This window comes from Parvibaculum sp., from assembly GCF_030651915.1.
Classification (GTDB): Bacteria; Pseudomonadota; Alphaproteobacteria; order Parvibaculales; family Parvibaculaceae; genus Parvibaculum.
In genome coordinates this window covers 1,126,621-1,152,258 of sequence record NZ_JAUSBV010000005.1, presented here as the reverse complement: position 1 = coordinate 1,152,258, position 25,638 = coordinate 1,126,621, and the positions used below count along the sequence as shown (strand labels likewise).

Below are 25,638 nucleotides of genomic sequence, written 5' to 3'. Positions count from 1 at the left end.
TTCCGCGAAAGCTCAGTATAATGAATCGTGCGCTTGTCCAGCCGCACTCGCCCGCGGTATTCGTTTTCGATCCAGCCACGGGGCAACTCGTCTCGCAGAATGCCGCTTCCGTTGTGCTGCTGGAAAATGTCGGGAATATGGGCGGAGAGCGCCCGACGCTCTCCATGGTCGAACGGCTGCTCGCCGCCGGAGGTAAAACCGTCGCATTGCCGAGTACGCCCGGCTCCGGCGATGAGGTGAACCACGAACTCCGTCGCCGTTGCCGTCGTCCGGACGGAAGCGAACTTGCCCTGACGCGTGTGTGGGGACCCGGATCGAACACGATTCTTATCGTGGCGGACATCTCCGAATCCGTGCGTGAGGACCGTCGGCTTCGTTTTTCCCAGACGGTTATCGACCGCTTGATGAAGTCGACGACGCTCGGGGGTGCGCTCGATACCCTCCTGCATATGATCTCGCTCTATGCCGGTTGGCCTTATGCGGAGGCGTGGTTGCAGCGCGAAGGGCGCCTGACGCGGAAGGCGACACGTATCTTGCCGAGCAACCGTCCTGTGGACCACGAGACGCCGGAGCGATCGCTGTCGAGCGGTCGCGGGATAGCCGAAGAGGCATGGCAATCAGGGGAGATTGTCTATCGTGACCATGACGGCGGCATGGTCGATACCGGCGGATGCGTTGCGGTGCCGCTTCGGGCAAATGACGAGACTGTCGCCGTGCTGACGTTCGGCTTCAGCCACGCGCATCCGCGTGACCGGCTGACCCTTGATGTTCTGGAAGGGGTATCCGACCGCCTTGGCATGGCACTGCAATCCCGTCTCAAGGCAGAAGAAGCCGGCGACGCCCGCCGTCAACTCGACGAACTGTTGGCGACGGCAGGCGATGCCATTGTGGCGACCGACAGCAAACACAAAATCCGGATCTTCAACAAGCAGGCCGAGCGCATCTTTGGATATGCCGCTGAAGACATCATCGGGCAGTCTCTCGATGTCCTGCTGCCGCCCAGCGCCCGGACACGCCACAAGGCGCACGTGGCCCGCTTCGCCAAGGACGAGGCCTCGACGAAGCATATGGCGGCACGGCCGGAGGTAAGAGGGCGCCGTAAAGATGGTACCGAATTTCCGGCAGAGGCGTCGGTCTCCCGCGTGGTGATCGACAATGAGATGGTCTATACCGCCGTCGTGCGTGACCTGACGGCCTTGCGGCAGACCGAGGAGGCGCTGCATGCGCGAGAGCGCCAATTGCGGATGATCGTCGAGGCAATGCCGTTCGGACTCGTGATCGTGCGCCGGGCCGACGGCGGGGTTCTATTTTCCAACGGCGCCTTCTCCACGCTTGTCGAGGCAACGCATTCGGAGGTGGCAGGCAGGAACATTGCCGAATTCCTCGACGACAAGCTTGTTGCGGACCTGTCGGGGGGATCCAGTGCCGATGGAAAGGTTGCCGGAATTGAAGCGCGCATAAGAACCGATAACGGCCGTGTCGTTTGGTGCGCTTTTTCGGCTGTCGCGATGAGTATGGCGGGCGATGACGTAACATTGATCGGTTGCTACGATGTGACCGACCGGCACCGTGCAGTCAGTGCGCTGCGTGAAAGCGCCTACAACCTTGCCGAAGCCGAACGAATTGCCCATCTGGGTAACTGGCTTTGGGATATTGCGCCCAACACGCTTCGCTGGTCAGACGAAGCCTATCGGATATTTGGTCTGGAACCGCACCGCGTGGAAATGACCTATCCCGTCTTTCTTGCATATGTACATCCGGAAGATCGCGATACCGTCGAGCAGGCCATCGCACAGGCGCTTGAGAGCAAAGAGCCTTACAAGATCGAACATCGCATCGTGCTGCCTGATGGTTCGATCCGGGTTGTTCGTGAACACGCGGAAATTGAGCGCGATGCAACGGGCAGGGCGGTGCGCATGCGCGGAACCGTTCTGGATACAACGGTCATTAATCATGTGACCGACAGTTTGCGGGAAGCGCTCAAGCGCGCAGAATTTGCCAATGAGGCGAAGTCGCAGTTTCTGGCCAATATGAGCCATGAACTCAGGACGCCGCTGAACGCTATCATCGGTTTCTCCGAGTTGATGGCCAGCGACGTTCTGGGTCCGATGGAGGTGCCGCAATATCGTTCCTATGCCAAGGATATCAATGACAGCGGCCATCACCTTCTCGCCGTCGTCAACGATATCCTGGACCTCAGCCGCATCGAAGTCGGCGCAACGGACATGGACGAGTCTCCGCTTGTCGTCGATGATCTGGCCTGTGCCTGCATGCGCATCGTGGACGGTCGTGCCGCGTTGGCGGGTTTAACGCTCGCCCGTGAGATACCTGTGGCGTTCCCGGCGCTCTATGCGGACGAACGGTTGCTGAAGCAGATCATCCTCAATCTCCTCTCCAATGCGATCAAGTTTACGCCGGCGGGCGGCACGGTCAGTTTTGCCGCCAGACGCGATACGGATGGCGGCATTGTCCTCCAGGTGTCGGATAGCGGCATCGGCATCGCCCCGGCGGATATCGAGCGCGTGATGGAGCCGTTCGTGCAGGTGGAAGGCAGCCTCTCGCGGCGTTTCGACGGGGTCGGCCTCGGCCTCGCGCTCGTCAAACAATTTGCGCTTCTTCACGATGCGACGATCACCATCGACAGTGAACTCGATAAAGGCACGCGTGTTGCGGTTCATTTCCCGTCATGGCGTACAAGGGCGATCCCCGATGTTGCGCCGCGCCGCCATGTATCCGGCAGCTAGCCGTCGATCATGTTAATAAATCGCATACACGCCGATACCATATCTCTTACGTTCTATTATTACTTGTATAAAAACAACTAACTACAATATTCACAAGTTTTATTACCTGTTAAGTGCCCCTATTTACCATCGCCGCGATGGGACAGGAAACGGGGCATTCCGACATGGACGATCTCCTCAATGAGTTTCTCGCCGAGGCCCGCGAGTCGCTGGACGTACTGGACAGCGAATTGGTCGAGCTGGAACAACGGCCGGAAGATCCGGCGCTTCTCGGCAGCATCTTCCGGATCATGCACACCATCAAGGGAACATGCGGCTTCCTTGGCTTGCCGAGGCTCGAAACGGTCGCCCATGCCGCTGAGGATGTTCTCGGCCGCGTCCGCGACGGTGGCCTCCTGGTATCGCCCGAAGTTGTTTCTCTGGTGCTATCAGCGCTCGACCGCATCAAGGAACTTGTGGCGGCGCTTGGCGCAACAGGCAGCGAACCGGCCGGCAGTGACGAAGAGCTGATCGGTGCGCTGCGCCGCCTCGCCTCAGGCGAGGTCGAAGCGTCCAGGCCGGCCGACATTGCCCCGTCTGCGAAAGCGGGAAAGCTCTATGATCGCGCCGGCGGCGCCTCGGGTATCGATACCGCCTGCGAGTTGGCCTGCATGGCATTTCTCGAGCAATCCGCGCAACGCGAGGCACTTGAGCCCGACATGCTGAAGCTGCAGTTCGCGCTCGCCGGCGGCCTGACGGCCGCCCTGCAGAAGACGCCCGGAATCGACATCGTCGATGTTCTGACCTGCCTTGCGGACAATGGCTGGACGGAGGCCGATCTTGCCACGTTGCGCACCGAAATCGGAAAGGCATTTGCCTCTCTCGGCGTCGACGCCGACGACGTTGCGGCCCTGCTTCGCCATTTGACGCGTGAGGCGCCTGAAGAGGCTATCGCGCTGCCCGCAGTGGAAGAAGCCAAACCGAAAAAGGGAGCCGAAACCATGCCAGCGGCGACCGAACGTCGCGACGTAGCGGCGAACGCCCCATCCGAGACGTTGCGGGTCAACATCAATGTGCTCGAAGACCTGATGACCATGGTGAGCGAGCTGGTGCTGACGCGAAACCAGCTTCTACAGATTCTGCGCGGTTATAATGAAAGCCCCTTCGGTGCGCCGCTGCAACGGCTCAACCAGATCACGACGGAACTGCAGGAAAACGTCATGATGACGCGTATGCAGCCGATCGGGAATGCCTGGGGAAAGCTCCCGCGGCTCGTGCGCGACCTGACACAGGAGCTCGACAAGAAAATTGAACTGGTGATGACCGGCGCTGACACCGAACTCGATCGCCAGATACTTGAATCGATTCGCGATCCGCTGACCCATATGGTGCGGAACTCGGCCGATCATGGCATCGAGACAGTCGGCGAGCGCCTTGCCGCCGGCAAGCCCGAACATGGAACGGTCGAGCTCTCGGCGCGTCACGAAGGTGGCCATATTATCGTTCAGGTGTCGGACAACGGACGAGGTCTGCCGACGGCGCGCATACGCGAAAAGGTCGTGGCGAACGGTCTGGCAACCGAAGCGCAACTCGAGACCATGACCGAGCAGCAGATTCAGCAATTCATCTTCCGCCCGGGCTTCTCAACCGCTGCATCGGTTACGAGTGTTTCCGGGCGTGGCGTCGGCATGGACGTGGTGCGAAGCAACATCGAAAAGATCGGCGGCATCATCGAATTTCAGTCGACGGAGGGTGTCGGTTCGCGCTTCGTCATCAAGATTCCGCTAACGCTGGCGATTGTCTCCGCGATCATTGTGGAATGTGCGGGCGAACGCTTCGCCATGCCGCAAAACAGCGTCGTTGAGCTCGTGCGCATCAGCCACACTTCAGCGAAAGGTCTTGAAGAAATCAATGGCCGGCCGGTCTATCGGTTGCGCGACAGACTCCTGCCGCTCGTATCCCTTGCGGAGATACTCGACCTGCCGCGTCCGGATCGTGCCGCGGATGACGATAGTGGAACAGAAAGCACGTATGTCGTCGTCTCGCAGGTTGGCGCCTTCGTTTTCGGAATTATCGTCGACAAGGTCTTCGATACCGAAGAGATCGTCGTCAAGCCGGTGTCGCGCACGATCCGCCACATCTCGTGCTTTTCAGGCACCACAATTCTCGGCGACGGCCAGGTCATCATGATCCTCGATCCAAACGGTCTCGCCTCAGCCGTTTCAGCCGTGCCCCATATCGAGTCCGCGCAGACGACGACGGGCGACAACCTGACCCACGATCGCGATGCCGTTTCGATGCTCGTATTCGAGGCTGGCGACGGTGGACCCAAGGCAGTTCCCTTGTCGCTCGTTGCCCGCCTCGAAGAGGCAGATCTCTCGACCGCCGAGCAGGCCGGTGCACGCACCGTCCTTCAGTATCGTGGCGGCCTGATGCCGCTGATCGGGCTCGATGGCGAGCCTGCCGTGCGGACGGGAAAGCATCCGATCCTGGTTTTCGTCGATGGCTCGCGCATGCTTGGTCTCGTCGTGGATCGCGTGATCGATATCATAGAGGCGCCGCTCGACCTTCAGCTCACCGGCGGAAGTCGTGCAGGTATCCTCGGCAGCGCCGTCATCGCAAGTACGACGACAGACGTTATCGACACAGTTCACTATCTTCGCCAGAGCGATGCCGACTGGTTCAGCGTCGAGACGGAAAAGGCTTTCGGCGAGGATGATAGCCGAAATGTTCTGCTCGTCGAGGACAGCGCGTTCTTCCGCAATTTGCTGATGCCGATGCTTACGCTGGCAGGTTACCACGTGACCGTGGCGGAGCACGGTGAGGCCGCGCTCGAGATATGCAAGGGCAGCGGTCGCTTCGACATTGTCGTGTCGGACATCGAAATGCCGGGCCTGTCGGGCTTCGATCTCGCTCGCTTGCTGAAGAGCGACGGGCATATGAAAGGGGTGCCGATCATTGCGCTTTCCTCTCACGCCAACCCGAAGGATATCGAGCGGGGAATGAGTGCGGGGTTTACGGAATATGTGACGAAACTCGACCCCAAAGCGTTGCTCGGCGCTTTGTCTCGCGTGCTTTCATCTGATGAGTCCGGGAAGGATATAGCAGCATGAGGAACAACGTCGACAGTCGGACCGCCAGCGGTTCGTTCGAGGCCGCCGCATCTGGTCTTGCGGACGATTATGTGACCATGAGTGTGGGAGGTCAGGCCTTTGGAATCCCGGTACTCAGCGTTCGCGACGTACTGGGACCACAGAACATTACTCGCGTACCGCTCGCGCCCGACGAGGTTGCCGGCTCGCTCAACCTGCGCGGACGAATCGTAACCGCAATCAATATGAGGAAGCGTCTCGGCCTGCCGGCGGACGATTTTGTCGCAAGTGCGATGGCGGTGGTCGTCGAACATGACGATGAGCCCTTCAGTCTGCTGGTTGATGAAGTGGGTGAAGTCTTGAGCCTTCCGGCCACGCGACGTGAGTCGGTGCCTGCGACACTCGATGCGCGCTGGCGCGAGGTCGCGCAAGGCATTTATCGCCTGGATGACCGGCTTCTTATCGTGCTCAGTGTTGCCGATGTCCTTGGCGCCATCCGCGCGGATGCCTGATCGAAGAGACCGAAAATCGCCCAAGGGAGAATTCAAAATGGCGGTCGACCTTAGAATGCCCGTCCTGATTGTGGACGACTACCGAACCATGTTGCGTATCGTACGCAATCTGCTCAACAAGATCGGCTTCACCGACATCGACGAAGCGACCGATGGCAAGGAAGCGCTGGAAAAACTGCGAAAACGGACCTATGGACTCGTGATTTCCGACTGGAACATGCAACCCATGACTGGATTCGAACTTCTGAAAGAAGTTCGCGGAGATGCAGGATTGTCGTCATTGCCTTTCGTCATGGTGACGGCAGAGTCGAAGGCCGAGAACGTCATTGCGGCGCGCCAGGCTGGTGTAAACAACTACATCATCAAGCCATTCAGCGCCGAGGTTCTCAAGGCAAAACTGAAGACCGTTCTCGGAGATTTCTGATGAAGAACTTGAGAGACCACGGTCTTGTCGAGCGCTTGACCGATGAATGCATCGATTTGTACAAGATCGTTTTTCACCGGCGCCAGCATTTGAAGCCTCTTCTGGATCCATCGTTTCGCACCGGAGAGCTGAAGCGTGCCATCGAAGAACAGCGCACGGCCAGGGGCGAGATGGAAGTCGCCGTCGACCGGATTCTGGGCGCCGCTGAACGCATGATGACGATCGATTTTTCCAATCCGGAAGCGGCAGCAACGGAAATGTCGGACTGCTGCGGCGAGATCATGGAAGCCTGCAGCTTTCAGGACATCACCGGCCAACGCCTTTCGCAAACAATCGAGACGCTCCGTATCGTCGATAAAAGCCTCGATGCGCTGGACGGCGATTGCGCAAGCGCCGACGAGACGCCGAATGAATTGTCGGACGAGTCGTTGCTGAACGGTCCGGCCTTGCCCGGCAACGGCCTCGGCCAGGATTCGGTGGATGCACTGCTGGCGGCCGGCAAAAAACCATAATCATAATCAAAATCAAATCGGGTTGGGGGGTATATGGCCATCGAACTGCGGACGAACGCCGAGGCAGAAAAGGTACCTTGCCGGGTGATGGTCGTGGACGATTCCGCTGTCGCGCGCGGCATCGTAACGCGCTCGTTGGAGCAGGAGCAGGGAATTAAGGTTGTGGCCTCGGCGCCGAACGGCGTATTGGCGCTAAAGGCAATGCTGACGCATGAAATAGATGTAGTCGTACTCGATATCGAGATGCCCGAGCTTGATGGCATGGCAGCGCTTCCCCGCCTGTTGGCCGTCGACCCGGACCTGAAGATTATCATGGCGTCGGCCGCCAGCCACCGGGACGCCGATATAGCCATGCGGGCAATGGCGATTGGGGCCGTCGACTTTGTTCAGAAGCCGAGTGCGGGCCTCGGCGGCGCCGAAAACTTCAGGCGCGAGCTCATCGCAAAAGTGAAGCACCACGCCGCGTGCAGGGGATCGGGCAACGTCGGCGCAAAGAGGAAAGCGTTGCTTCCCTCAATGCCTGCGAAAGTTGTGCCCACAGTGCAGACCCGCAGTGCCGGGCGCAAGAAAATGGAGCGCCCCGACATTATTGCGATCGGGTCGTCGACCGGCGGTCCGCAGGCGCTGGCGGAAGTTCTCAGGAACCTCGCCCCCTCCGTGCGCCAGCCCATTCTCGTTACGCAGCATATGCCGGCGAGTTTCACAGCATTGCTCGCCGAGCATATGGCGCGTTATTCGGGCCGGCCGGCCAGCGAAGCGCGCGACGGGCAAGTTCCGGAGCCGGGCCACATCTACATTGCACCCGGAGGTCAGCATCTTGTCGTCGAGCCGCGGGCGGCGGGTGGCATCATGATTCGTCTCGATGATGGGCCGCCGGAAAACTCATGCAAGCCCGCTGTCGATCCAATGCTCCGCAGCCTTGCCCGGATATTCAAGGACCGGCTTCTTGCCGTGATCCTGACCGGAATGGGGTGTGACGGCCTCAAGGGTTGCGAGGAGGTTATCGCTGAAGGAGGAAGTGTGCTCGCACAGGATCAGGAAACCAGTGTTGTTTGGGGGATGCCTGGCGCGGTCGCGCAGGCCGGACTCTGCAGTGAAATTCTTCCCCTGACAAAAATCGGGCCTGCCATCGTGCGCATCGCGGGAGAAAACGGAAAATGAATACCGCCGAGTTCGATTATCTGAAGACCATGCTCTACGAGCGCTCCGGTCTGGTTGTCACGCCGGAGAAGGGCTATCTCATCGAGAGCCGTCTCATGCCAATTGCACGGCACCGCGGAATAGAGAACGTCGGCCGGCTTATCGAGGAAATTCGTCGAACGCGCGACGAAACAGCGCTAGCGCAGATCGTTGACGCGATGACGACGAACGAGACTTTGTTTTTCCGGGACGGCTGGCCCTTCGAGCGGCTTCGGTCAAACCTTCTGCCGGAAATTATGGAGAAGACGAAAGCGTCGCGGCGAATCCGTATCTGGAGCGCGGCCTGTTCGAGTGGACAGGAGCCCTATTCTCTCGCCATGATCATGGCTGAGCTGGGCTCGGCGCTCGCGGGATGGCAGGTCGAGATTGTTGCGACCGATATTTCCGATGAGATGCTGGCCCGCGCGCAGACCGGACGCTATTCGGTCTTCGAAGTATCCCGGGGGCTGTCCGAGCCGCTGCTGCAAAAATATTTTGAGCCGGAGAAGGATGGATGGCGCGCCAAAGATAGTCTGCGCAGCATGATCAGCTTTCGGCGCTACAATCTTCTCGATGACCCTGCCGCCAATGGTCTGGGGCCCTTTGATATTATATTTTGCCGCAATGTTCTGATCTATTTCGATGAGACGACGCGGCGCAGGGTCTTTTCCGGTCTTGCGAAAGTCATGCGGCCCTGGGGCTACCTGTGCCTCGGCGGCGCGGAAACCGTTGTCGGAATATCCGATGCGTTTCAGGTATTGACCGGCGAACGAGGGCTCTTCGGCCTGAAAAGTTGAGCGGCAACCGCGCCACCGCCGATCCTCCGGATCGCTTCCTCCCTTGTGCCCGCCCTCCCGCGGGCTACAATCGGGCAACAATAAAAACGGGAGGAAATCGTGGCTCAGGAGTCAAAAGCGGCATCAAGGCAGGCGGACGCGACGGAATTCGATGCCGTCATCGTCGGCGCCGGCTTTGCCGGCATGTACATGCTGCATCGCCTGCGCGGCCTTGGCCTCACGGCCCGCGTCTTTGAGGCCGGCGACGGCGTCGGCGGCACCTGGTACTGGAACCGCTATCCGGGCGCGCGCTGCGACGTTGAAAGCCTCGAATATCAATATGGCTTTTCCGACGAAATCCAGCGCGACTGGACCTGGACCGAACGCTATGCGGCGCAGCCGGAAATCCTCCGCTATCAGAATTATGTCGCCGACAAGCTCGATCTGCGCCGCGACATGCAGTTTTCAACGCGTGTGACCGCGGCCGCCTATGACGAACGCGCGGGCCTCTGGACCGTCGAGACCGACCGCGGCGATCGCGTGCAGGCGAAATTCTGCATCATGGCGACGGGTTGTCTGTCGGCCGCGCGCGTCCCAGACTTCGACGGGCTGAACGAATTCGAGGGTGCCTGGTATCACACCGGCGACTGGCCGAAAGAAGGCGTCGACTTCACCGGCAAGCGCGTCATCGTCATCGGCACCGGCTCGTCGGGCGTGCAGAGCATTCCGCTGATCGCCGAGCAGGCCGCGCATCTCACCGTCTTTCAGCGCACGGCGAACTTCACGCTGCCGGCCGGCAATCGGCCGCTGCCGAAGGACGAAATCGAAAGATCGAAGAAGACACTGCTGCAGGACCGTCAGCATGCGCGGACAACGGCGGGCGGCATCATCTGTTTTGAATACAGTGAAACGCCGGCAGCCGAGATGACGCCGGAAGAGCGGCAGCGCGAGCTCGAAAGCCGCTGGAACATGGGTGGCTTTGCTTTTCTCGGTGCTTTTGCCGATCTGATGGCGACGCATGAAGCCAATCACCATGCGGCCGAATACGCCCGCGCCAGAATGCGCGAGGTCATCAAGGATCCCGCCATCGTCGATCTGTTGCTGCCCAACGATCATCCGGTCGGCGTCAAGCGGCTCTGTCTCGACACGCATTATCTCGAGACTTTCAATCAGCCGCATGTCGAACTGGTCGATGTCCGCAAGGCGCCGATCGAGAAGATCACGAAGACGGGTGTCGTGAGCGGCGGCAAGGAATACGAAGCCGACTGCATTGTTTTCGCGACGGGTTTCGACGCGATGACGGGCGCGCTGACCAGCATCGACATCGCCGGCCGCAATGGTGTGAAGCTCAGCGACAAATGGGCGGCGGGCCCGCGCACCTATCTGGGATTGGGCTCGGCCGGCTTTCCCAATCTGTTTTTCATCACCGGACCCGGCAGCCCGTCGGTGCTCTCGAACATGATCGTTTCGATCGAACAGCATGTCGAATGGATCGCCGATTGCATCGGCCGTTTGACGGAAGGCAATATTCGTTCGATCGAACCGAAGAAAGATGCCGAAGACGTATGGGTCGAACACGTCAACGAACTGGCGGCCGGAACGCTCTACCCGCAGGCGAACTCCTGGTACATGGGCGCCAACATTCCCGGCAAGCCGCGCATCTTCATGCCTTATGCGGGCGGTGTCGGCGTCTATGGCGAGAAGCTGGCCGAGGTCGCGGCGGCCGATTATGAGGGCTTCGAACTCGGCGCGTGACAGCAAAAAACCGCTGCAGACCCCCCTCTGTCACGAAACTGTCATAAAACTGTCATAAATGACCGTGGCGGGGCGTCGAAAAAAACTTGTCCCCGCTTTTGAGGCCTCTCAAAGGCGGGGATAACCGGAACTTATCCCCGCTTTCGGAGCCCCGCCGCCGGACCGGCCGGTCGCCGCGACCCGAACACAAGGACAGACAGCATGACGCGCGCCAGAAAACTCCGTATCGCGATCATCGGCGCCGGCGCCTCCGGCATCATGGCGCTGATCAAATTGCGCGAGGCCGGCATCGAGGATGTGACGATCTACGAGAAGGCCGACACGCTGGGCGGCACCTGGCGCGACAATCGCTATCCGGGCGTCACCTGCGACGTGCCCTCGCACGGCTATCGTTATTCCTTCGAACCCAATGCCGAATGGAGCCGCGTCTGCGCGCCGGGGACGGAAATTCTCGATTACCTGAAGGATGTGGCGCGCAAGCATAATGTCGAGGCCTCGATCCGCTACGGGCACGAGGTCACGCGCGCCGACTGGCGCGACCGCCACTGGCATCTCGAAACATCGAAGGGCGATCAGGGCGCTTTCGATGCGGTGATCACCGCGACCGGCATTCTGCATCACCCGGTCATGCCCGATATTCCGGGTCTCGACGATTTCGACGGCGAGGCGTTTCACACCGCGCGCTGGAAGGACGAGGTCTCGCTCGCGGGCAAACGCGTCGGCGTGATCGGCACCGGCTCGACGGCGACGCAGATTGTCGGCGCGGTGGTCGGCGAGGTGGCGCATCTGTCGCTTTTTCAGCGTACGGCGCAATGGATTCTGCCGCTGCCGCAGGCACCGATCCCCGAGGAACAGAAGGCGCTCTACCGCGCCGATCCGGCGCTGCTCGAACAGGAATATCAGCGCATCTCCTTCGAGAACAATTCGAAATTCGCCGCCGCGATCGTCGGCGCCAATCCGGGCGCCTATCGGGCGATGGTGACGGCCTGTGAGGAAAATCTCGCCCGCGTCGCCGACCCCGTGCTGCGCGCCAAGCTGACACCGAGCTATGCGGTCGGCTGCAAGCGCATGATCCTGTCGGACAATTTCTACGAGGCGCTGCAGCGGCCCAATGCCGAGCTGGTGACAGAAGGGATCGAACGCTTCGAGCGCGACGGCATCCGCACCAAAGACGGCCGGCTTCATCCGCTCGACGTGATCGTGCTGGCGACCGGCTTCAACACGCATCAGCTGTTCCGGCCGATGGAAGTGACGGGGCGCGGCGGCAAGACGATGGACGCCGCCTGGGCCAAGGGCAACGAAGGCTACAAGGCCGTCACCGTGCCCGATTTTCCCAACTGGTTCATGATCGGCGGACCGAACAGCCCGATCGGAAATTTCTCCTGGCTGCTGACGGCCGAAAACCAGTTCAACTTCGCGCTCAAGCTGATTCTGAAGCTCCGGGACGGGAACGTGTCGGAGATCGCGCCGAAACGCGAAGCCGCGCAGGCCTTCAACGAAGCGGTGCGCGCCAAGCTCCCCGACACGGTCTGGGCGACCGGCTGCCAGAGCTGGTACATCGACCCGCATGGCAACATCGCCTCATGGCCATGGACCTATGAGAAGTTCGAGGCCGATATGCGCGAGCCGGTCTGGGAGGATTTCGAGGTCGCCTGACGGCTCACTCCTCGACATCCTTGTAGAAGAACGACGCCGTCACCACGCCGATGACAAGCGCGATGCCGAGAAAGTCGATCCAGGCCCATTCGGGATCGAAGGGCAGCGGCACGCCCACAAGTCGCAGCAGCGCTTCGGCGCCGACGACGACGGCAGCGCCCGCCGCGCACGAAACGACATGCGCGGCGATGCGGCCATGGGTGACGCGCCAGGCCATCAGGTGGCCCTCAAGCCGCGAGCAGGCCTTCGAGCCGCTTGCGGATGATCTGCTCGGCTTCCGACATGATGCGGTCGATCAGTTCCTTGCAGGTCGGGATGTCGTGGATGAGGCCGGCGACCATGCCGCAGCTCCAGGCGCCCGCATCCATCTCGCCGCCCTGCATGACGCGCGGATAGACGCCGCCGACCAGTTCGCGAATGTCCTCGATGCCGAGGCTGGCGCCTTTTTCACGCTCGATCTCGACGATCTTTTCGACCGCGGCATTCGCCAGCACGCGCTCGGTGTTGCGCAAGGGGCGCATGATCAGGCGCGTGTCGAGTTCGCTGGCGGCAATCAGCGCCTGCTTGACGTTCTCATGCACCGGCGCTTCCTTGGTGGCGATGAAGCGCGTGCCCATGTTGATGCCGTCGGCGCCGAGCGCCAGCGAGGCGACGAGCTGCGAGGCCGTGCCCATGCCGCCCGAGGCGACGAAGGGGATTTTCAATTCTTCGGCCGCGCGCGGCAGCAGGATCATGTTCGGAATGTCGTCCTCGCCCGGATGGCCGCCGCATTCGAATCCGTCGACGCTGACCGCGTCGCAGCCGATGCGCTCGGCTTTCAGCGAATGGCGGACCGAGGTGCATTTGTGAATGACCTTGATGCCCGCGTCCTTCATCGCCGGCATGTAAGCCTCCGGGCTGCGGCCGGCCGTCTCGACGATGCGTACACCGCCATCGATGATCGCCTTGATGTATTCGGGGTAGGGCGGATTGGCGAAGCCCGGCAGGAAGGTCAGGTTCACGCCGATCGGCTTGTCGGTCATCTTCCTGCATTTGGCGATCTCGTTGGCGAGATCCTTCGGCGTCGGCTGCGTCAGCGCCGTGATGATGCCGAGCCCGCCGGCATTCGAAACGGCCGCCGCCATTTCGGCGAGGCCGACGAAATGCATGCCGCCCTGGATGATCGGGTGCTTTATGCCGAAAAGTTCGGTAATGCGCGTCTTCATGTGTGTTGCCTTCGGTTTTCGATGGAGTGGAATACGGGAATGCCGGATCAGCCGGCGAAATTCGGGCGGCGCTTTTCGAGATTGGCCATGATGGCTTCTTTCTGATGCGCGCCGCCGATGAGCTTGTCCTGCTCGACGGATTCGGCGAGCAGGATCGCACCGGCGTCAGCATCCGGCGCGTCGTTGAGAATGCGCTTGGCGGCGCGGATGGCCGACGGGCTCTTGTCGGCGATCTCGCGCGCCACCGTCAGCGCCTCGGCGTAAGGGTCGTTGCAGACGCGGGTGGCGAAACCGAAGGCCAGCGCCTCGTCGGTCTCGAAGATGCGGCCGGTATAGGTGAGGTCGCGAATAACGTCCTCGCGCGCCAGCCCGCGCATCAGATACATGCCGGCCATGTCGGGCACGAGGCCCCATTTGATTTCCATGACCGAAAAGCGCGTGCCGGGCGCCACGAAGCGCATATCGGCGCCGAGCGCCACCTGGAAGCCGCCGCCAAAGGCGACGCCATGGACCGCCGCGATCACCGGCACCGGAATGTCGCGCCAGACAAGGGCCGCATATTGCGCGCGGTTGGCGATGCCGTGGGTGCGCTGCGCGAGGCGGCCGGTGACCTCCGATTTGTTCGCGTCGCGCTCGCCGCTGGCCATGCGGCCGAAATTGCCCATGTCGAGCCCGGCGCAAAAGGCGCGGCCCTCGCCCGAGATGACGACGGCACGGACCAACTTGTCGGCTTTCAGTTTTTCGCCGGTCTCGAGCAGGGCCATGAACATCGCATCGTCGAGCGCGTTCATCTTGTCGGCGCGGCTGAGGCGCACATCGGCGACCCCGTCCACGATTGTCGTCTTGATGCGCTCTTCCATGAGCGAAGCCTCCCGGTTGTTCTCTGCCTGTTTCGGTTGCATGAGTCATAGCGGCCCGGCGGCTGAATACAAGACCGCGGGGATGTCGGCCGGCTCTGCAGAAATGAACCGGGCCCGACTGACGCGGCGACACGACCCGATAGAGGAACAGGGCTGACATTCAGTCAGGTAAGACGCGGTTCTTTTTTGCTGTAACCGACCGATTAAAATTGATCGGCACGCCCATGTTTATCTAAGCTTGCCGTCCCTTGGGAGGGGGAGGCCGCAGGCGGCGGCCGGCGGCGCGACGGAAGGGATGCGGGCGGAGGGGAATGGACAGAGTTCTTGGGCGGATATGGTGGCTGCTTTCGGCCAGCGCCGTCATTGCGTTCTTTTCGCCGCCGGTTCTCTGGCTTTTCGGCGTCATGGACGGCGCGCAGCTGACGCAATATCTGCAGCAGGTCGTCAGCGGCACGGCCAATGGCTGCGTCTATGCGCTGGTCGCGCTCGGCATCGTGCTGATCTACAAGGCCACCGAAACGATCAATTTCGCGCAAGGCGAGCTGATGATGGTCGGCGCCTTCCTCGCCTTCACCTTCATCACCATGTACGGCCTCAATTTCTGGCTCGGCGCGGCGTTGGCGGTGGCGGGCGGCGTGCTGTTCGGCATGGCGACCGACCGCGCCATCATCCGCCCCGTGGTCGGCCAGCCGGTTTTCGCCATCGTCATGGTGACGCTGGGCTTCGGTTTCGTCGTGCGCGCCGTTGTCAGCATGGTGCCCGGCTGGGGCACCGACACCTATGCGCTGGCGACGCCCTTTTCGGGCGCCGATCTGCGCCTCGGCGCGCTGGTGGTCAGTCAGGATTACGCGGCGATCATCGCCAGCACCGTCGTGCTTTGCGGTTTTCTCTTTCTCTTCTTCCGCTACACGCGGCTCGGCGTCGCCATGGAAGCCTCGTCGGAAAACCAGCTCGCGGCCTATTACATGGGCATCCCCGTCAAGCGCGTCTACACGCTGATCTGGGGCCTGTCGGCCGGTGTCGCGGCCTTTGCCGGTCTCCTGCTGGCGCCGATCACCTTCATCCATACCCAGATGGGCTTCGGCGTCATTTTCAAGGCCTTTCCGGCCGCGATCCTGGGCGGCTTCGGTTCGATCCCCGGCGCCATTGTCGGCGGGCTGATCATCGGCATCGTCGAGGCGCTGGCCGGTTTCTACCTGCCCGAAGGGTTCAAGGATGTGGCGGCCTATGTGGTGCTGCTGATCGTCTTGCTGCTGAAGCCCGAGGGCATTTTCGGCCGCGTCGTCGTCAAGAAGGTGTAAGAGCGACATGCGCTTCCTGTTCAAGACCGACTATGCCCAGGACACCCGGCTCTTTCCCTTTGGCGGCACCAAACGCTTCTGGTCCGGGCTCGCGCTTTATGCGGCGATCCTTGCCGCGCTGGCCCATTACGCGCCGGTCGCGCTGACCTCGACGCATTGGCTGGGGCTGGCGATCGTCTATGCGGTCGCCTTCGGCGCCGTGCTCTTGCGCCAGAATGCCGATGGCGAGGGCGGCCATGCGGCCTTCTGGTACGGGCTGCTGGGCGTTGCGGCGCTGTCGGCGCCCTTCGTGCTCGATCTCTATTTCCTGAGCCAGATCACCTTCGTCTATGTCTATGCGATTGCCGGTGTCGGGTTGATCCTGCTCTTGGGCATGTGCGGCCAGATTTCGCTCGGCCATGCGGCCTTCATGGCCTGCGGCGCCTACACGGCCGCGCTGCTGCAGGCGCAGGGCTTCGACCTGCTGGTGACGCTGCCGGCCGCGATCCTGCTGTCGGCGCTGCTCGGCGTCGTGATCGGCCTGCCGGCGCTGCGCATGACCGGCATCTATCTCGCTTTCGCGACTTATGCCTTCGCCTTCATCGTCGAGGAAGTGCTGGCGCGCTGGGACGGGCTGACCGGCGGCAATATGGGTTTCGTGCTCTCCGATCCCTCGATCCTCGGCTATACCTTCGACAGCGAACAGAAGATGTATTACCTGGCCATGGTGTTGTTCGCGCTGACGCTGCTGGCCGGGCTCAACATCCGCCGCTCCTCGACGGGCCGCGCCTTCATGGCCATTCGCGATTCCGAAACGGCGGCCGAAGCGATGGGCGTCAATCTGGCCGTCTACAAGACGACTGCCTTCGCGATCTCGGCCGGCATGGCGGGACTGGCCGGCGCCGTCTATGCGCATCTGCTGTTCTTCATCAGCCCCGAAGGCTTCACGATCTTGCTGTCGATCAACCTGCTGGTGCTGGCGGTGATCGGCGGGCTGGCCTCGATGCATGGCGCGATTTTCGGCGCCGCCTTCATCGTCGTGCTGCCGCAGCTGATCTCGTTGACGAAAGACAGCCTGCCGCCCGTTGTCGGCCAGTTGCCCGGCCTTGAATCCGGCATTTTCGGTCTGGTGATCATTCTCTTCGTGATCCTCGAACCGATGGGCCTGCACGGCCGCTGGATGAAGATCAAAACCTATTTCCAGCTTTTCCCGCTCTATAAACGCGGCACCTTCCGGCGCCAGAAGAGCTACATGGTCAGCGAGAAGAACCGATGACATTGCTCGAGGTTGAAAATCTGGCGGTTCATTTCGGCGGCATCAAGGCGGTCGACGGCGTCAGCTTCGGCGTCGACAAGGGCGAGATCTTCACCATCATCGGCCCGAACGGCGCCGGCAAGTCGACGATCTTCAATCTGGTGAGCCGCATCTATCAACCGACATCCGGGCGCATCCGCTTCGAGGGCAAGGACATTACCGGCCTGCCGGCGCATCGCATCGCCGGTCTCGGCATTGCGCGCACCTTCCAGAACATCGAGCTGTTCGACATGGCAACCGTGCTCGACAACATGATGCTGGGCCGTCATGCGCATCGCCGCACCGGGCCTTTCGCGCATCTCTTTTTCGGACCGGCCACGCGCGCCGAGGAACTGGCGCATCGGCGCAAGATCGAGGAGGTGATCGATTTTCTCGACCTGCAGCATTACCGCGACCAGATGATCGCCAATCTGCCTTACGGCGTGCGCAAGGTGGTCGAGCTTGGCCGCGCGCTCTGCACCGAACCGAAAATCCTGCTGCTCGACGAACCTTCCTCCGGTCTCAATGTCGAGGAGACCGAGGACATGTCGTTCTGGATTTCCGACATCAAGAACATTCTCGGCATCACCGTGATCATGGTCGAGCACGACATGAACCTCGTCAACGAGGTCTCCGACCGCGTGCTGGCGCTGAATTACGGCCGCGTCATTGCCACCGGCACGCCGGCCGAGGTGCAGGCGCATCCGGAAGTGATCCGCGCCTATCTCGGCGGCGACGACACCGAGACGGAGGCCGCATGAACAGGCCCGACGCACCCGTCATTCTCTCGCTGCGCAATGTCGAGACCTTTTACGGGCCGATCATGGCGATCCGCGGCGTCTCGCTCGATGTGCGCGAGGGCCAGATCGTTACCGTGCTGGGCGCCAACGGCGCCGGCAAGACGACGATCCTGAAAACGGTATCGGGCATCATGGACCCGCAAAAGGGCACGATCGCCTATCGCGACAAACGCATCGACGGGCTCGACCCGGCGAAGATCGTGCGGCTCGGCGTCAGCCATGTGCCGGAAGGCCGCGAGGTCTTCCCGACATTGTCGGTCGGCGACAATCTGAGGATGGGCGCCTATCTGCGCAACGATCGCAAGGGCGTCGCCGAGGATCTGGAGCTAGTCTACACCTACTTCCCGGTGCTGAAGACGCGCATGCATCAGCAGGCCGGGCAGTTGTCGGGCGGCGAACAGCAGATGCTGGCGATTTCGCGCGCGCTGATGGCGCGGCCGCGCGTGCTGCTGCTCGACGAACCGTCGCTCGGCCTCTCGCCGCGGCTGGTGAAGGAAATCTTCGCCATTATCCGCCGCATCAACGAGGAGCGCGGGGTGACGATCCTGCTGGTCGAGCAGAACGCCAACATGGCGCTGCAGCTTTCGGATTACGGCTATGTTCTCGAAGTCGGCCGCATCGTCATGGAAGGCGACAGCACAAGGCTGCTGGAGAACGAGGATATCCGGGAATTCTATCTGGGAATGAAGGAACAGGGCGCCCGCGGCAAGCGGCGCTGGAAGAAACGAAAAGTCTGGCGATAGGGAAAGAGACCCAAATGAAGCTCGCGCCGCTCGTCATCGCTCCCGATTGCGACACCGTGCCGAAGCTCTTCGTCAAGCGGGCGAAGGAGCTTGGGGCCCGCGTCGCCATGCGCGACAAGAAGTTCGGGCTGTGGGAGCCGATCAGCTGGAACGATTATTATGAAAAGGCGCGCGCCTCGGGGCTGGCGCTGAAGGCGCTCGGCCTGTCGGATGGCGGCCGCATCGCCATCGTCTCGGAAGTCTGCCCCGAATGGCTTTTCGTCGATCTCGGCTGCATGGGCGTCGGCGGCGTCTCGATGGGGATTTATTCGACCGACACGGCGCCGCAGGTCGAGTACATCATGAACGACTGTGCCGCCGAGTTCTATTTCGCCGAGAATGAAGAGCAGCTCGACAAGATTCTCGAAGTACGCGACCGCATTCCCTCGCTGAAACGTATCGTCGTTTTCGACATGGAGGGCCTGCACGACTTCCACGATCCGATGGTGATGGGTTTCGACGCCTTCATCGATCTCGGCCGCAAGGAAGCGCGCGATGCGCCGAAGCGCTTCGACGAGGCGGTCGGCAAGACCGCGCCCGGCGACACCGCGATCCTGGTCTATACCAGCGGCACGACCGGTCCGCCTAAGGGGGCGATGATCAGCCATGCCAACATCATGTTCCAGATCGAAAACAACCAGAACCTGCTGCCGCATACGCCGGAGGACCGCTCGCTGGCCTTCCTGCCGCTCTGCCATATCGCCGAGCGCACCTTCACGACCTTCAACCAGTTGATGACCGGGCAGACGGTCAACTTCGCCGAGAACCTCGAAACCGTGCCGGAGAATTTGCGCGAGGTGCAGCCGACCGCCTTCTTCGCCGTGCCGCGCATCTGGGAGAAATTCTATTCGACCGTTTCGATCGCGCTGAAGGATGCGACGCTGGCCGAACGGCTGGCCTATCGCTGGGCCATCGGCGTCGGCGAGAAAGTGGCCGACCGGCGGATCGCTGGCGAGCCGGTGCCGGCGGCGCTCAACTGGTATTTCAAGCTTGCCGATCTGCTGGTGCTGAAAAACATCCGCAAGATGATCGGTATCGATTCATGCCGCTATATTCTCTCCGGCGCGGCGCCGATTTCACCCGAACTGATCCGCTGGTACTTCGCGCTGGGTCTCTATATGGCCGAAGGCTATGGCCAGACCGAGAATGCCGGCATCGCGACGATCCCGCAGCCCTTCGGCACCTACAAGTTCGGTCTTGTCGGCAAGCCGGTGCCGAACACCGAGCTCCGGCTCGCCGAGGACGGCGAGATCCTGATGCGCGGGCCGCATGTCTTTCTCGGTTACTGGAACAAGCCCGACAAGACCGCCGAAACGGTTATCGACGGCTGGCTGCATACCGGCGATATCGGCACCATCGACAATGAAGGCTGGGTGCGCATCACCGACCGCAAGAAGGACATCATCATCACCGCAGGCGGCAAGAACATCACGCCGTCGGAAATCGAGAACGAGTTGAAATTCTCGCCCTATATTCAGGACGCGGTGGTGATCGGCGACCGGCGCAAGTTCCTGTCGGCGCTGATCATGATCGACCGCGACAATGTCGAGAAATTCGCGCAGGACGCCAATGTGCCCTTTTCCGATTTCCGCAGCCTCTGCCGCGCGGCGGAAGTGCAGGAGCTGCTGCAGGCCGAGATCGACCGCGCCAACAAGAAATTCGCCCGCGTCGAAACGATCAAGAAGTTCCGCGTTATCGAACACCAGATTCAGGCCGAGGACGACGAGATCACCGCGACCGGCAAGCTGAAACGGTCGCTGGTCAACGAGAAATATGCGACGCTGATCGAGGGTATGTACAAGGGAGAAGCCGCATGACAATCAGGAACACCGGGATGGCGCTGGCCGCGGGCCTTCTCCTCGCCGCCGCGCCTGCCGCCACGCCGGCCTTTGCCGATGCGCAGGGCGTCAGCCCGACCGAAATCGTTCTCGGCACGCATCAGGACCTTTCCGGTCCGTTGACCTCCTGGGGCGTGCCGGTGCGCAACGGGCTGATCATGGCCTTCGACGAAATCAATGCGGCCGGCGGCGTCAATGGCCGCCAGATCCGTCTTGTGGTCGAGGATACCGGTTACGATCCGCGCCGGGCGGTGCTGGCGACGCAGAAGCTGATCAACCGCGACAAGGTGTTTGCGATCATCGCCGCGCTCGGTTCGCCGACCGTCATCGCCTCGATGCCGCTGGCGCTCAGGCGCGGCGTGCCGGTGCTCTTTCCCTTCACCGCCGCCGACCAGACCTACGACCCCTATCATCCGCTGAAATTCGCCTCGAACATTCCTTACGTGCATGCGATGCGCATCGGCACGCGGCATTTCATCGAGACCGCCGGCGTGACCAGGATCGGTCTGCTTTATCAGGACGATGAATTCGGCCTCAACGTCAAGCGCGGCGCCGAGCAGGAAGCCATCGCGCATGGATTCGAGATTGTCGAAAGCACCACCTACAAGCGCGGCGCGACCGATTTTTCGAGCCAGATCGCGCGGCTGCGCGCCGCCGATGTCGAGCTTGTCGTGCTGGGCACGGTGGTGCGCGAGACGATCGGCGCGATGCAATCGGCCCGTTCGCTCGGCTGGGATCCGATCTTCCTCTGCTCGCAGGCCTGCTACACGCCCGAGGTGCACGATCTCGGCGGCGACACGGTCAACGGCGTTTATGCGGTTGCCCAGACGCCGATCCCCTATCCCGACGATCCCAATCCGAAACTGCGCGAATGGACGGCCGCCTATCAGGAGCGCTTCAACCTGGTCGCCAATGTGCAGGCGGTCGGCGCCTATACGCTGGCGCGACTTTTCGCCGAGGCGCTGGAGCGCGCCGGACCGGAGCCGACGCCGGAAAATCTGGCCCAGGCGCTGGTCGATATGGAGCCCTGGGTCGATCCCGATCTCGGCGGTGTGCCGGTCGACTTCCATGAAGGCGATCACCTGGGCAGCAAGGCGGGTTTCCTGGCGCAGATCAAGGATGGCCGCTGGGTGACGCTGACCGAGCCGATGTCGGTCGACGGCGATAGCTGATCGAATGCGGGCGCTCAGTCGCCCGCGGCGTCGGCGGCGGCACCGGCGATGAGTTCGCGCCCGTCGATGCTGGCCCGCGTCAGATGGGCGACGGCGTTGAACCAGTTCGATTCGATCTGCAGCCGCACCGGTATCAGGAAGCTCTGCGCCTCGCCATCGCCGTTTTCGCCGCCGTCGAAACGGGCCATCCAGACGGTGGCCGGCTGCAGCGGATCCTTGATCCGGCGGATATGCCATTCGCGGCTGAAACCCGAGACCGGTTTGTAGACGACCTTGCAGCGCCACGCCTCGCCCGCATATTCGCCGGCGATGCGCGGTTCCAGCCGATCGGTTTGCAGCATCGAGAAATCGAGATCGTAGACGCGCCGGCCGTCGAAGACCGGGACGCTGGACGTGCACGGCCTGGCGGCGCCGGTCAGCGCGGCATAGATCGAGGCGGTCAGGGGGTCGACGGTGCCGACGATCTTTTTCGGATCGAGCGGGCCATGCTCCATATATCCGGCGTCGGGTTCGGCCTCGACGTCGTAGCCGCCATCCGCGGCGCGCCGCATGTCGACCGAACGCGCGCCGAAGCGGCCCTTATAGGCCTGCGCATAATGCTGCATTTGCGGCCCGGCATCGGTCAGCAGCCCATGCGCGCGGCTCGACATGCGGCCGTGGAAAAGCCGGTCGACAAGACCTTCGGTCGCAATGTCGGAGGCGATCGCATACTGGCCGGTGCCGAAGGCGGCCCTGGTGTCGAGCGAGAGGACCAGCAGGCCGCCGCCATAGACATGATAGGTGAGGTCGACCTCGGTGCCGCCCGGCACGGCGATCTCGCCGCTGGCCGAGGCGCGCGGCGGCGCTGCCAGAACGAACAGCGCCGCAAGGACGAGCGGCGCGATGTGTCGCCGGCATGATCTTTCGATATCTCTCATTGCCTTTTCCGCTCCGGTCCTGGCCCGGACAGAAAGGTAGCGCAAGGGCGGCGCGGTTCAAGCGGCCGGAGGGCCGCTCTCATGGGCGCGGATCGTGGTCAGGAAAATATCGGCGAAATCCCGGAGTTTGGCCGCGCCGACGCCGTTGACGACGGCAAACTCCGCCTCGCTGCGCGGCTGCCTTTCGGCCATGTCGGCCAGCGTCCGGTCGGAAAAGATCACATAGGCCGGGACCTGACGCTCGCGGGCAAGCCGGAGACGCAACTCCTTGAGGGCGGCCAGCAGCGCCGAGGCCTCGTCGCTCATCGCCGCCGCGGCCTCGCCCTTGCGCGCCTCGCGCCGCCGCTTGACATGTTCGGCCCGGTAGAGAAAGACGCCCTCGCCCCGGTCGAGCGCCGCGCCCTTGTCGGCGATCGTCAAGCCGCCATAGCCGGCCATATCGACGGCGAGAAAACCCGATCCCGTCATTTGCCGGATCAGCGCCTGCCATTCGGGCTTGCGCCGCGCCGCGCCGGCGCCGAAGACGGCAAGATCATTGTGGCCGTTCGCCAGCACCTTTTCGGTTTCGCTGCCGCGCAGAATGTCGATCACATGGGCCGCGCCATAGCGCGCGCCGCTCTGGCGGATGGCGGCCAGCACCAGCTTCGCTTCCGCCGTGCCGTCGGTGAGTTCGGCTGGATCGAGACAGGTGTCGCAATTGCCGCAAGGTTCCGACGCTTCGCCGAAATAGGACAGCAGCAACTGCCGCCGGCAGCCGGGCGCCTCGCAGAAGGCCAGCAGCGCGTCGAGACGGCGATGCTCGCGCCGCCGCCGCTCTTCGCCGGCTTCCTCCGCCTCGATGAAGGAACGGCGCATGCGGATGTCGCCAAGCCCGAACAGCATATGCGCTTCGGCCGCCTGGCCGTCGCGCCCGGCGCGTCCGATCTCCTGGTAATAGGCTTCGAGACTGCCCGGCAGATCGGCATGCACGACATAGCGCACATCCGACTTGTCGATGCCCATGCCGAAGGCGATGGTGGCGACCATGACGATGCCGCGCTCGGTCATGAAGCGGTTCTGGTTGGCCTCGCGCGCTTCCTTGCTCATGCCGGCGTGATAGGGGAGTGCCTTGACCCCTTCGCCGGTCAGGAACACGGCCGTCTCCTCGGTCTTGCGGCGCGACAGGCAATAGACGATGCCGCTGGCGCCGGCGTGACGGCCGACCGTGTCGACGAGCTGCCGTTTCCAGTCGGCTTTCGGCGAAACGGTGAGACGGATATTCGGCCGGTCGAAACCGAGCACCAGCATGTCGACGCGGCCGCCGAACAGGCGCTCGGCAATGTCGGCCCGCGTCGCTTCGTCGGCGGTCGCCGTCAGCGCCGCGATCGGCACGCCGGGAAAGAGGTCGCGCAGGCGGGCCAGATCCTCATATTCGGGCCGGAAGGCCGGCCCCCATTGCGAAATGCAATGCGCCTCGTCGACGGCGATCAGCCGCACATCGAGCCGCTGCAGCGCTTCCAGCATGCGCGCGGTCATCAGCCGTTCGGGCGCCAGATAGAGAAGCCGCGTTTCGCCGGCCGCCGCGCGCCGCCAGGCGGCGACATTGTCGTCGCGCGATTGCGCCGAATTGATGCTGTCGGCGGCGACACCGGCCAGACGGAGGGCGGCGACCTGATCCTGCATCAGCGCCACCAGCGGCGAGACGACGATGGTCAGCCCGCCCTTGACCAGTGCCGGCACCTGGAAGCAGAGCGATTTGCCCGAGCCCGTCGGCATCACGGTGAGGAGATGGCGGCCCGCCAGCAGCGTCTGCATCGCCGCTTCCTGGCCGGGGCGGAAGCTGTCGAAGCCGAAAACGTCTTTCAGGATTTGCCGCTCGGGAGCGTGCGCGGCGGCGGGGGCATTCATCGGGGGACACTATCCGGGAAGGAGAGGCGAATCGGGACCTTACCGTCGCATGGGGAGCGCCTCGGGGAAAGTTGCGATCTGGCGCGCGGCCGCGCCGCATGGGATAAGGAAGCGGCAGCGGCGGAGGATGAATCGATGCGGTTTGTGACATTCGAAACGGCGGGCGCGGCGCGGCTTGGACTGGTCGAGGGCAGCGAGGTCGCCGATCTGGGCACCGTCGCGCTGATCGACGCGCTCCGCGCCGGCGCGACGGGTCTCGCGCAAGCGGCAAAGGCGGCAACGGGCCCGCGCCTGCCGCTTGACGGGCTGACGCTGCTGCCGGTCATCCCGCGGCCCGGCAAGATCATCTGTCTCGGCCTCAACTATGCCGAACATGCCGCCGAAGGCGGGCGCGAAAAGCCCGACTATCCGAATTTCTTCATGCGCGGTGCGACCTCGCTGGTCGGCCACGGCCGCCCGGTGGTGCGGCCCCGCGTTTCCGAACAGCTCGATTTCGAGGCCGAGCTGGCGGCCGTCATCGGCCGCACCGTGCCGCGCCACGTCGCCCGCGCCGAAGCGCTCGATTATGTGGCCGGCTACAGCTGCTTCAACGATGTCTCGGTGCGCGATTATCAGCGCCGCACGCCGCAATGGACCATCGGCAAAAATTTCGACACCACCGGCCCTTTCGGCCCCGTCTTCGTGACGGCGGATGAATTGCCGCCGGGCGCGACGGGCCTCAACATCGCCTCGCGCCTCAACGGCGCGACGATGCAAAGCGCCAATACGCGCGACATGATTTTCCCGGTCGACGAGACGATCGCGCTTCTGAGCGACTGCCTGACGCTGGAGGCCGGCGACGTTCTGGTGATGGGCACGCCGGCCGGCGTCGGCTTCGCGCGCACGCCACCCGTCTGGATGAAGCCGGGCGACCGGATCGAAATCGAGATCGAGGGGGTCGGCCTGCTGGCCAACCCCGTTGTCGCCGAATAGGC

General features: G+C 62.5%; 21 protein-coding genes. 16 read left to right on the top strand and 5 right to left on the bottom strand.

Annotation, left to right across the window (positions count from 1 at the left end):
- Positions 1–20 precede the first annotated feature (20 nt).
- From Q7V31_RS09885 to Q7V31_RS09845, 9 genes are all read left to right on the top strand, one after another.
- A complete protein-coding gene (locus Q7V31_RS09885; RefSeq protein WP_304733898.1) occupies positions 21–2,744 on the top strand; it encodes a PAS domain S-box protein in 2,724 nt (907 codons plus the stop codon).
- A 164-nt stretch (positions 2,745–2,908) separates the two neighbouring features.
- Positions 2,909–5,836: a chemotaxis protein CheW gene (locus Q7V31_RS09880; protein WP_304733897.1), complete on the top strand. Its 2,928-nt coding sequence runs from the start codon at positions 2,909–2,911 to the stop codon at positions 5,834–5,836.
- Positions 5,833–6,327, top strand: coding sequence for a chemotaxis protein CheW (locus tag Q7V31_RS09875; RefSeq protein WP_304733896.1), 495 nt, complete (start codon positions 5,833–5,835; stop codon positions 6,325–6,327). Before Q7V31_RS09880 ends, Q7V31_RS09875 begins: the two co-directional genes overlap by 4 nt.
- Positions 6,328–6,364: 37 nt before the next feature.
- Positions 6,365–6,751, top strand: coding sequence for a response regulator (locus tag Q7V31_RS09870; RefSeq protein WP_304733895.1), 387 nt, complete (start codon positions 6,365–6,367; stop codon positions 6,749–6,751).
- On the top strand, positions 6,751–7,263 hold the full coding sequence (locus Q7V31_RS09865) for a protein phosphatase CheZ (RefSeq protein ID WP_304733894.1): 513 nt from the start codon (positions 6,751–6,753) through the stop codon (positions 7,261–7,263). The genes Q7V31_RS09870 and Q7V31_RS09865 overlap by 1 nt, the downstream gene beginning before the upstream one ends.
- A 33-nt stretch (positions 7,264–7,296) precedes the next feature.
- Positions 7,297–8,424, top strand: a complete 1,128-nt coding sequence (locus tag Q7V31_RS09860; protein ID WP_304733893.1) for a chemotaxis response regulator protein-glutamate methylesterase — start codon at positions 7,297–7,299, stop codon at positions 8,422–8,424.
- The gene (locus Q7V31_RS09855) at positions 8,421–9,239 is read left to right on the top strand and encodes a protein-glutamate O-methyltransferase CheR (RefSeq protein WP_304733892.1); all 819 of its coding nucleotides are present in this window, start codon (positions 8,421–8,423) and stop codon (positions 9,237–9,239) included. The genes Q7V31_RS09860 and Q7V31_RS09855 overlap by 4 nt, the downstream gene beginning before the upstream one ends.
- A gap of 99 nt (positions 9,240–9,338) precedes the next feature.
- Positions 9,339–10,973, top strand: a complete 1,635-nt coding sequence (locus tag Q7V31_RS09850; RefSeq protein WP_304733891.1) for an NAD(P)/FAD-dependent oxidoreductase — start codon at positions 9,339–9,341, stop codon at positions 10,971–10,973.
- 201 nt (positions 10,974–11,174) lie between these two features.
- Positions 11,175–12,629 carry an NAD(P)/FAD-dependent oxidoreductase gene (locus Q7V31_RS09845; protein WP_304733890.1) on the top strand — a complete coding sequence of 485 codons (1,455 nt, stop codon included), beginning with the start codon at positions 11,175–11,177 and terminating at the stop codon, positions 12,627–12,629.
- A gap of 4 nt (positions 12,630–12,633) precedes the next feature.
- Here Q7V31_RS09845 and Q7V31_RS09840 read toward each other — a convergent pair whose 3' ends face one another.
- The 3 genes from Q7V31_RS09840 to Q7V31_RS09830 are packed head-to-tail and all read right to left on the bottom strand — an operon-like array spanning position 12,634 to position 14,694.
- The gene (locus tag Q7V31_RS09840; protein ID WP_304733889.1) at positions 12,634–12,846 is read right to left on the bottom strand and encodes a hypothetical protein; all 213 of its coding nucleotides are present in this window, start codon (positions 12,844–12,846) and stop codon (positions 12,634–12,636) included.
- A gap of 10 nt (positions 12,847–12,856) precedes the next feature.
- The gene (locus Q7V31_RS09835) at positions 12,857–13,867 is read right to left on the bottom strand and encodes a nitronate monooxygenase family protein (RefSeq protein WP_304733977.1); all 1,011 of its coding nucleotides are present in this window, start codon (positions 13,865–13,867) and stop codon (positions 12,857–12,859) included.
- Between the two features lie 14 nt (positions 13,868–13,881).
- The gene (locus Q7V31_RS09830) at positions 13,882–14,694 is read right to left on the bottom strand and encodes a crotonase/enoyl-CoA hydratase family protein (protein ID WP_304733888.1); all 813 of its coding nucleotides are present in this window, start codon (positions 14,692–14,694) and stop codon (positions 13,882–13,884) included.
- Positions 14,695–15,005: 311 nt separating this feature from the next.
- Here Q7V31_RS09830 and Q7V31_RS09825 point away from each other — a divergent pair, with 311 nt between their 5' ends.
- Genes Q7V31_RS09825 through Q7V31_RS09800 form a run of 6 tightly spaced genes read left to right on the top strand, consistent with a single transcriptional unit; the run spans position 15,006 to position 21,860 of the window.
- Positions 15,006–15,995, top strand: a complete 990-nt coding sequence (locus tag Q7V31_RS09825; protein ID WP_304733887.1) for a branched-chain amino acid ABC transporter permease — start codon at positions 15,006–15,008, stop codon at positions 15,993–15,995.
- Positions 15,996–16,002: 7 nt separating this feature from the next.
- Positions 16,003–17,250: a branched-chain amino acid ABC transporter permease gene (locus tag Q7V31_RS09820; RefSeq protein WP_304733886.1), complete on the top strand. Its 1,248-nt coding sequence runs from the start codon at positions 16,003–16,005 to the stop codon at positions 17,248–17,250.
- Positions 17,247–18,029, top strand: a complete 783-nt coding sequence (locus Q7V31_RS09815; protein WP_304733885.1) for an ABC transporter ATP-binding protein — start codon at positions 17,247–17,249, stop codon at positions 18,027–18,029. The genes Q7V31_RS09820 and Q7V31_RS09815 overlap by 4 nt, the downstream gene beginning before the upstream one ends.
- On the top strand, positions 18,026–18,811 hold the full coding sequence (locus tag Q7V31_RS09810; protein WP_304733884.1) for an ABC transporter ATP-binding protein: 786 nt from the start codon (positions 18,026–18,028) through the stop codon (positions 18,809–18,811). Before Q7V31_RS09815 ends, Q7V31_RS09810 begins: the two co-directional genes overlap by 4 nt.
- A 14-nt stretch (positions 18,812–18,825) precedes the next feature.
- Positions 18,826–20,667, top strand: coding sequence for a long-chain fatty acid--CoA ligase (locus Q7V31_RS09805; RefSeq protein WP_304733883.1), 1,842 nt, complete (start codon positions 18,826–18,828; stop codon positions 20,665–20,667).
- A complete protein-coding gene (locus Q7V31_RS09800; protein WP_304733882.1) occupies positions 20,664–21,860 on the top strand; it encodes an ABC transporter substrate-binding protein in 1,197 nt (398 codons plus the stop codon). Before Q7V31_RS09805 ends, Q7V31_RS09800 begins: the two co-directional genes overlap by 4 nt.
- Positions 21,861–21,874: 14 nt before the next feature.
- On the opposite strand, the gene Q7V31_RS09795 is transcribed toward Q7V31_RS09800, so the two are convergent.
- Positions 21,875–22,777, bottom strand: a complete 903-nt coding sequence (locus tag Q7V31_RS09795) for a DUF3108 domain-containing protein (RefSeq protein WP_304733881.1) — start codon at positions 22,775–22,777, stop codon at positions 21,875–21,877.
- 57 nt (positions 22,778–22,834) lie between these two features.
- A complete protein-coding gene (gene recQ / locus Q7V31_RS09790) occupies positions 22,835–24,664 on the bottom strand; it encodes a DNA helicase RecQ (protein WP_304733880.1) in 1,830 nt (609 codons plus the stop codon).
- Between the two features lie 135 nt (positions 24,665–24,799).
- Between recQ and Q7V31_RS09785 the strand changes: the two genes are divergently transcribed.
- Positions 24,800–25,636, top strand: a complete 837-nt coding sequence (locus Q7V31_RS09785) for a fumarylacetoacetate hydrolase family protein (RefSeq protein WP_304733879.1) — start codon at positions 24,800–24,802, stop codon at positions 25,634–25,636.
- The last annotated feature ends 2 nt before the right edge of the window (positions 25,637–25,638 follow it).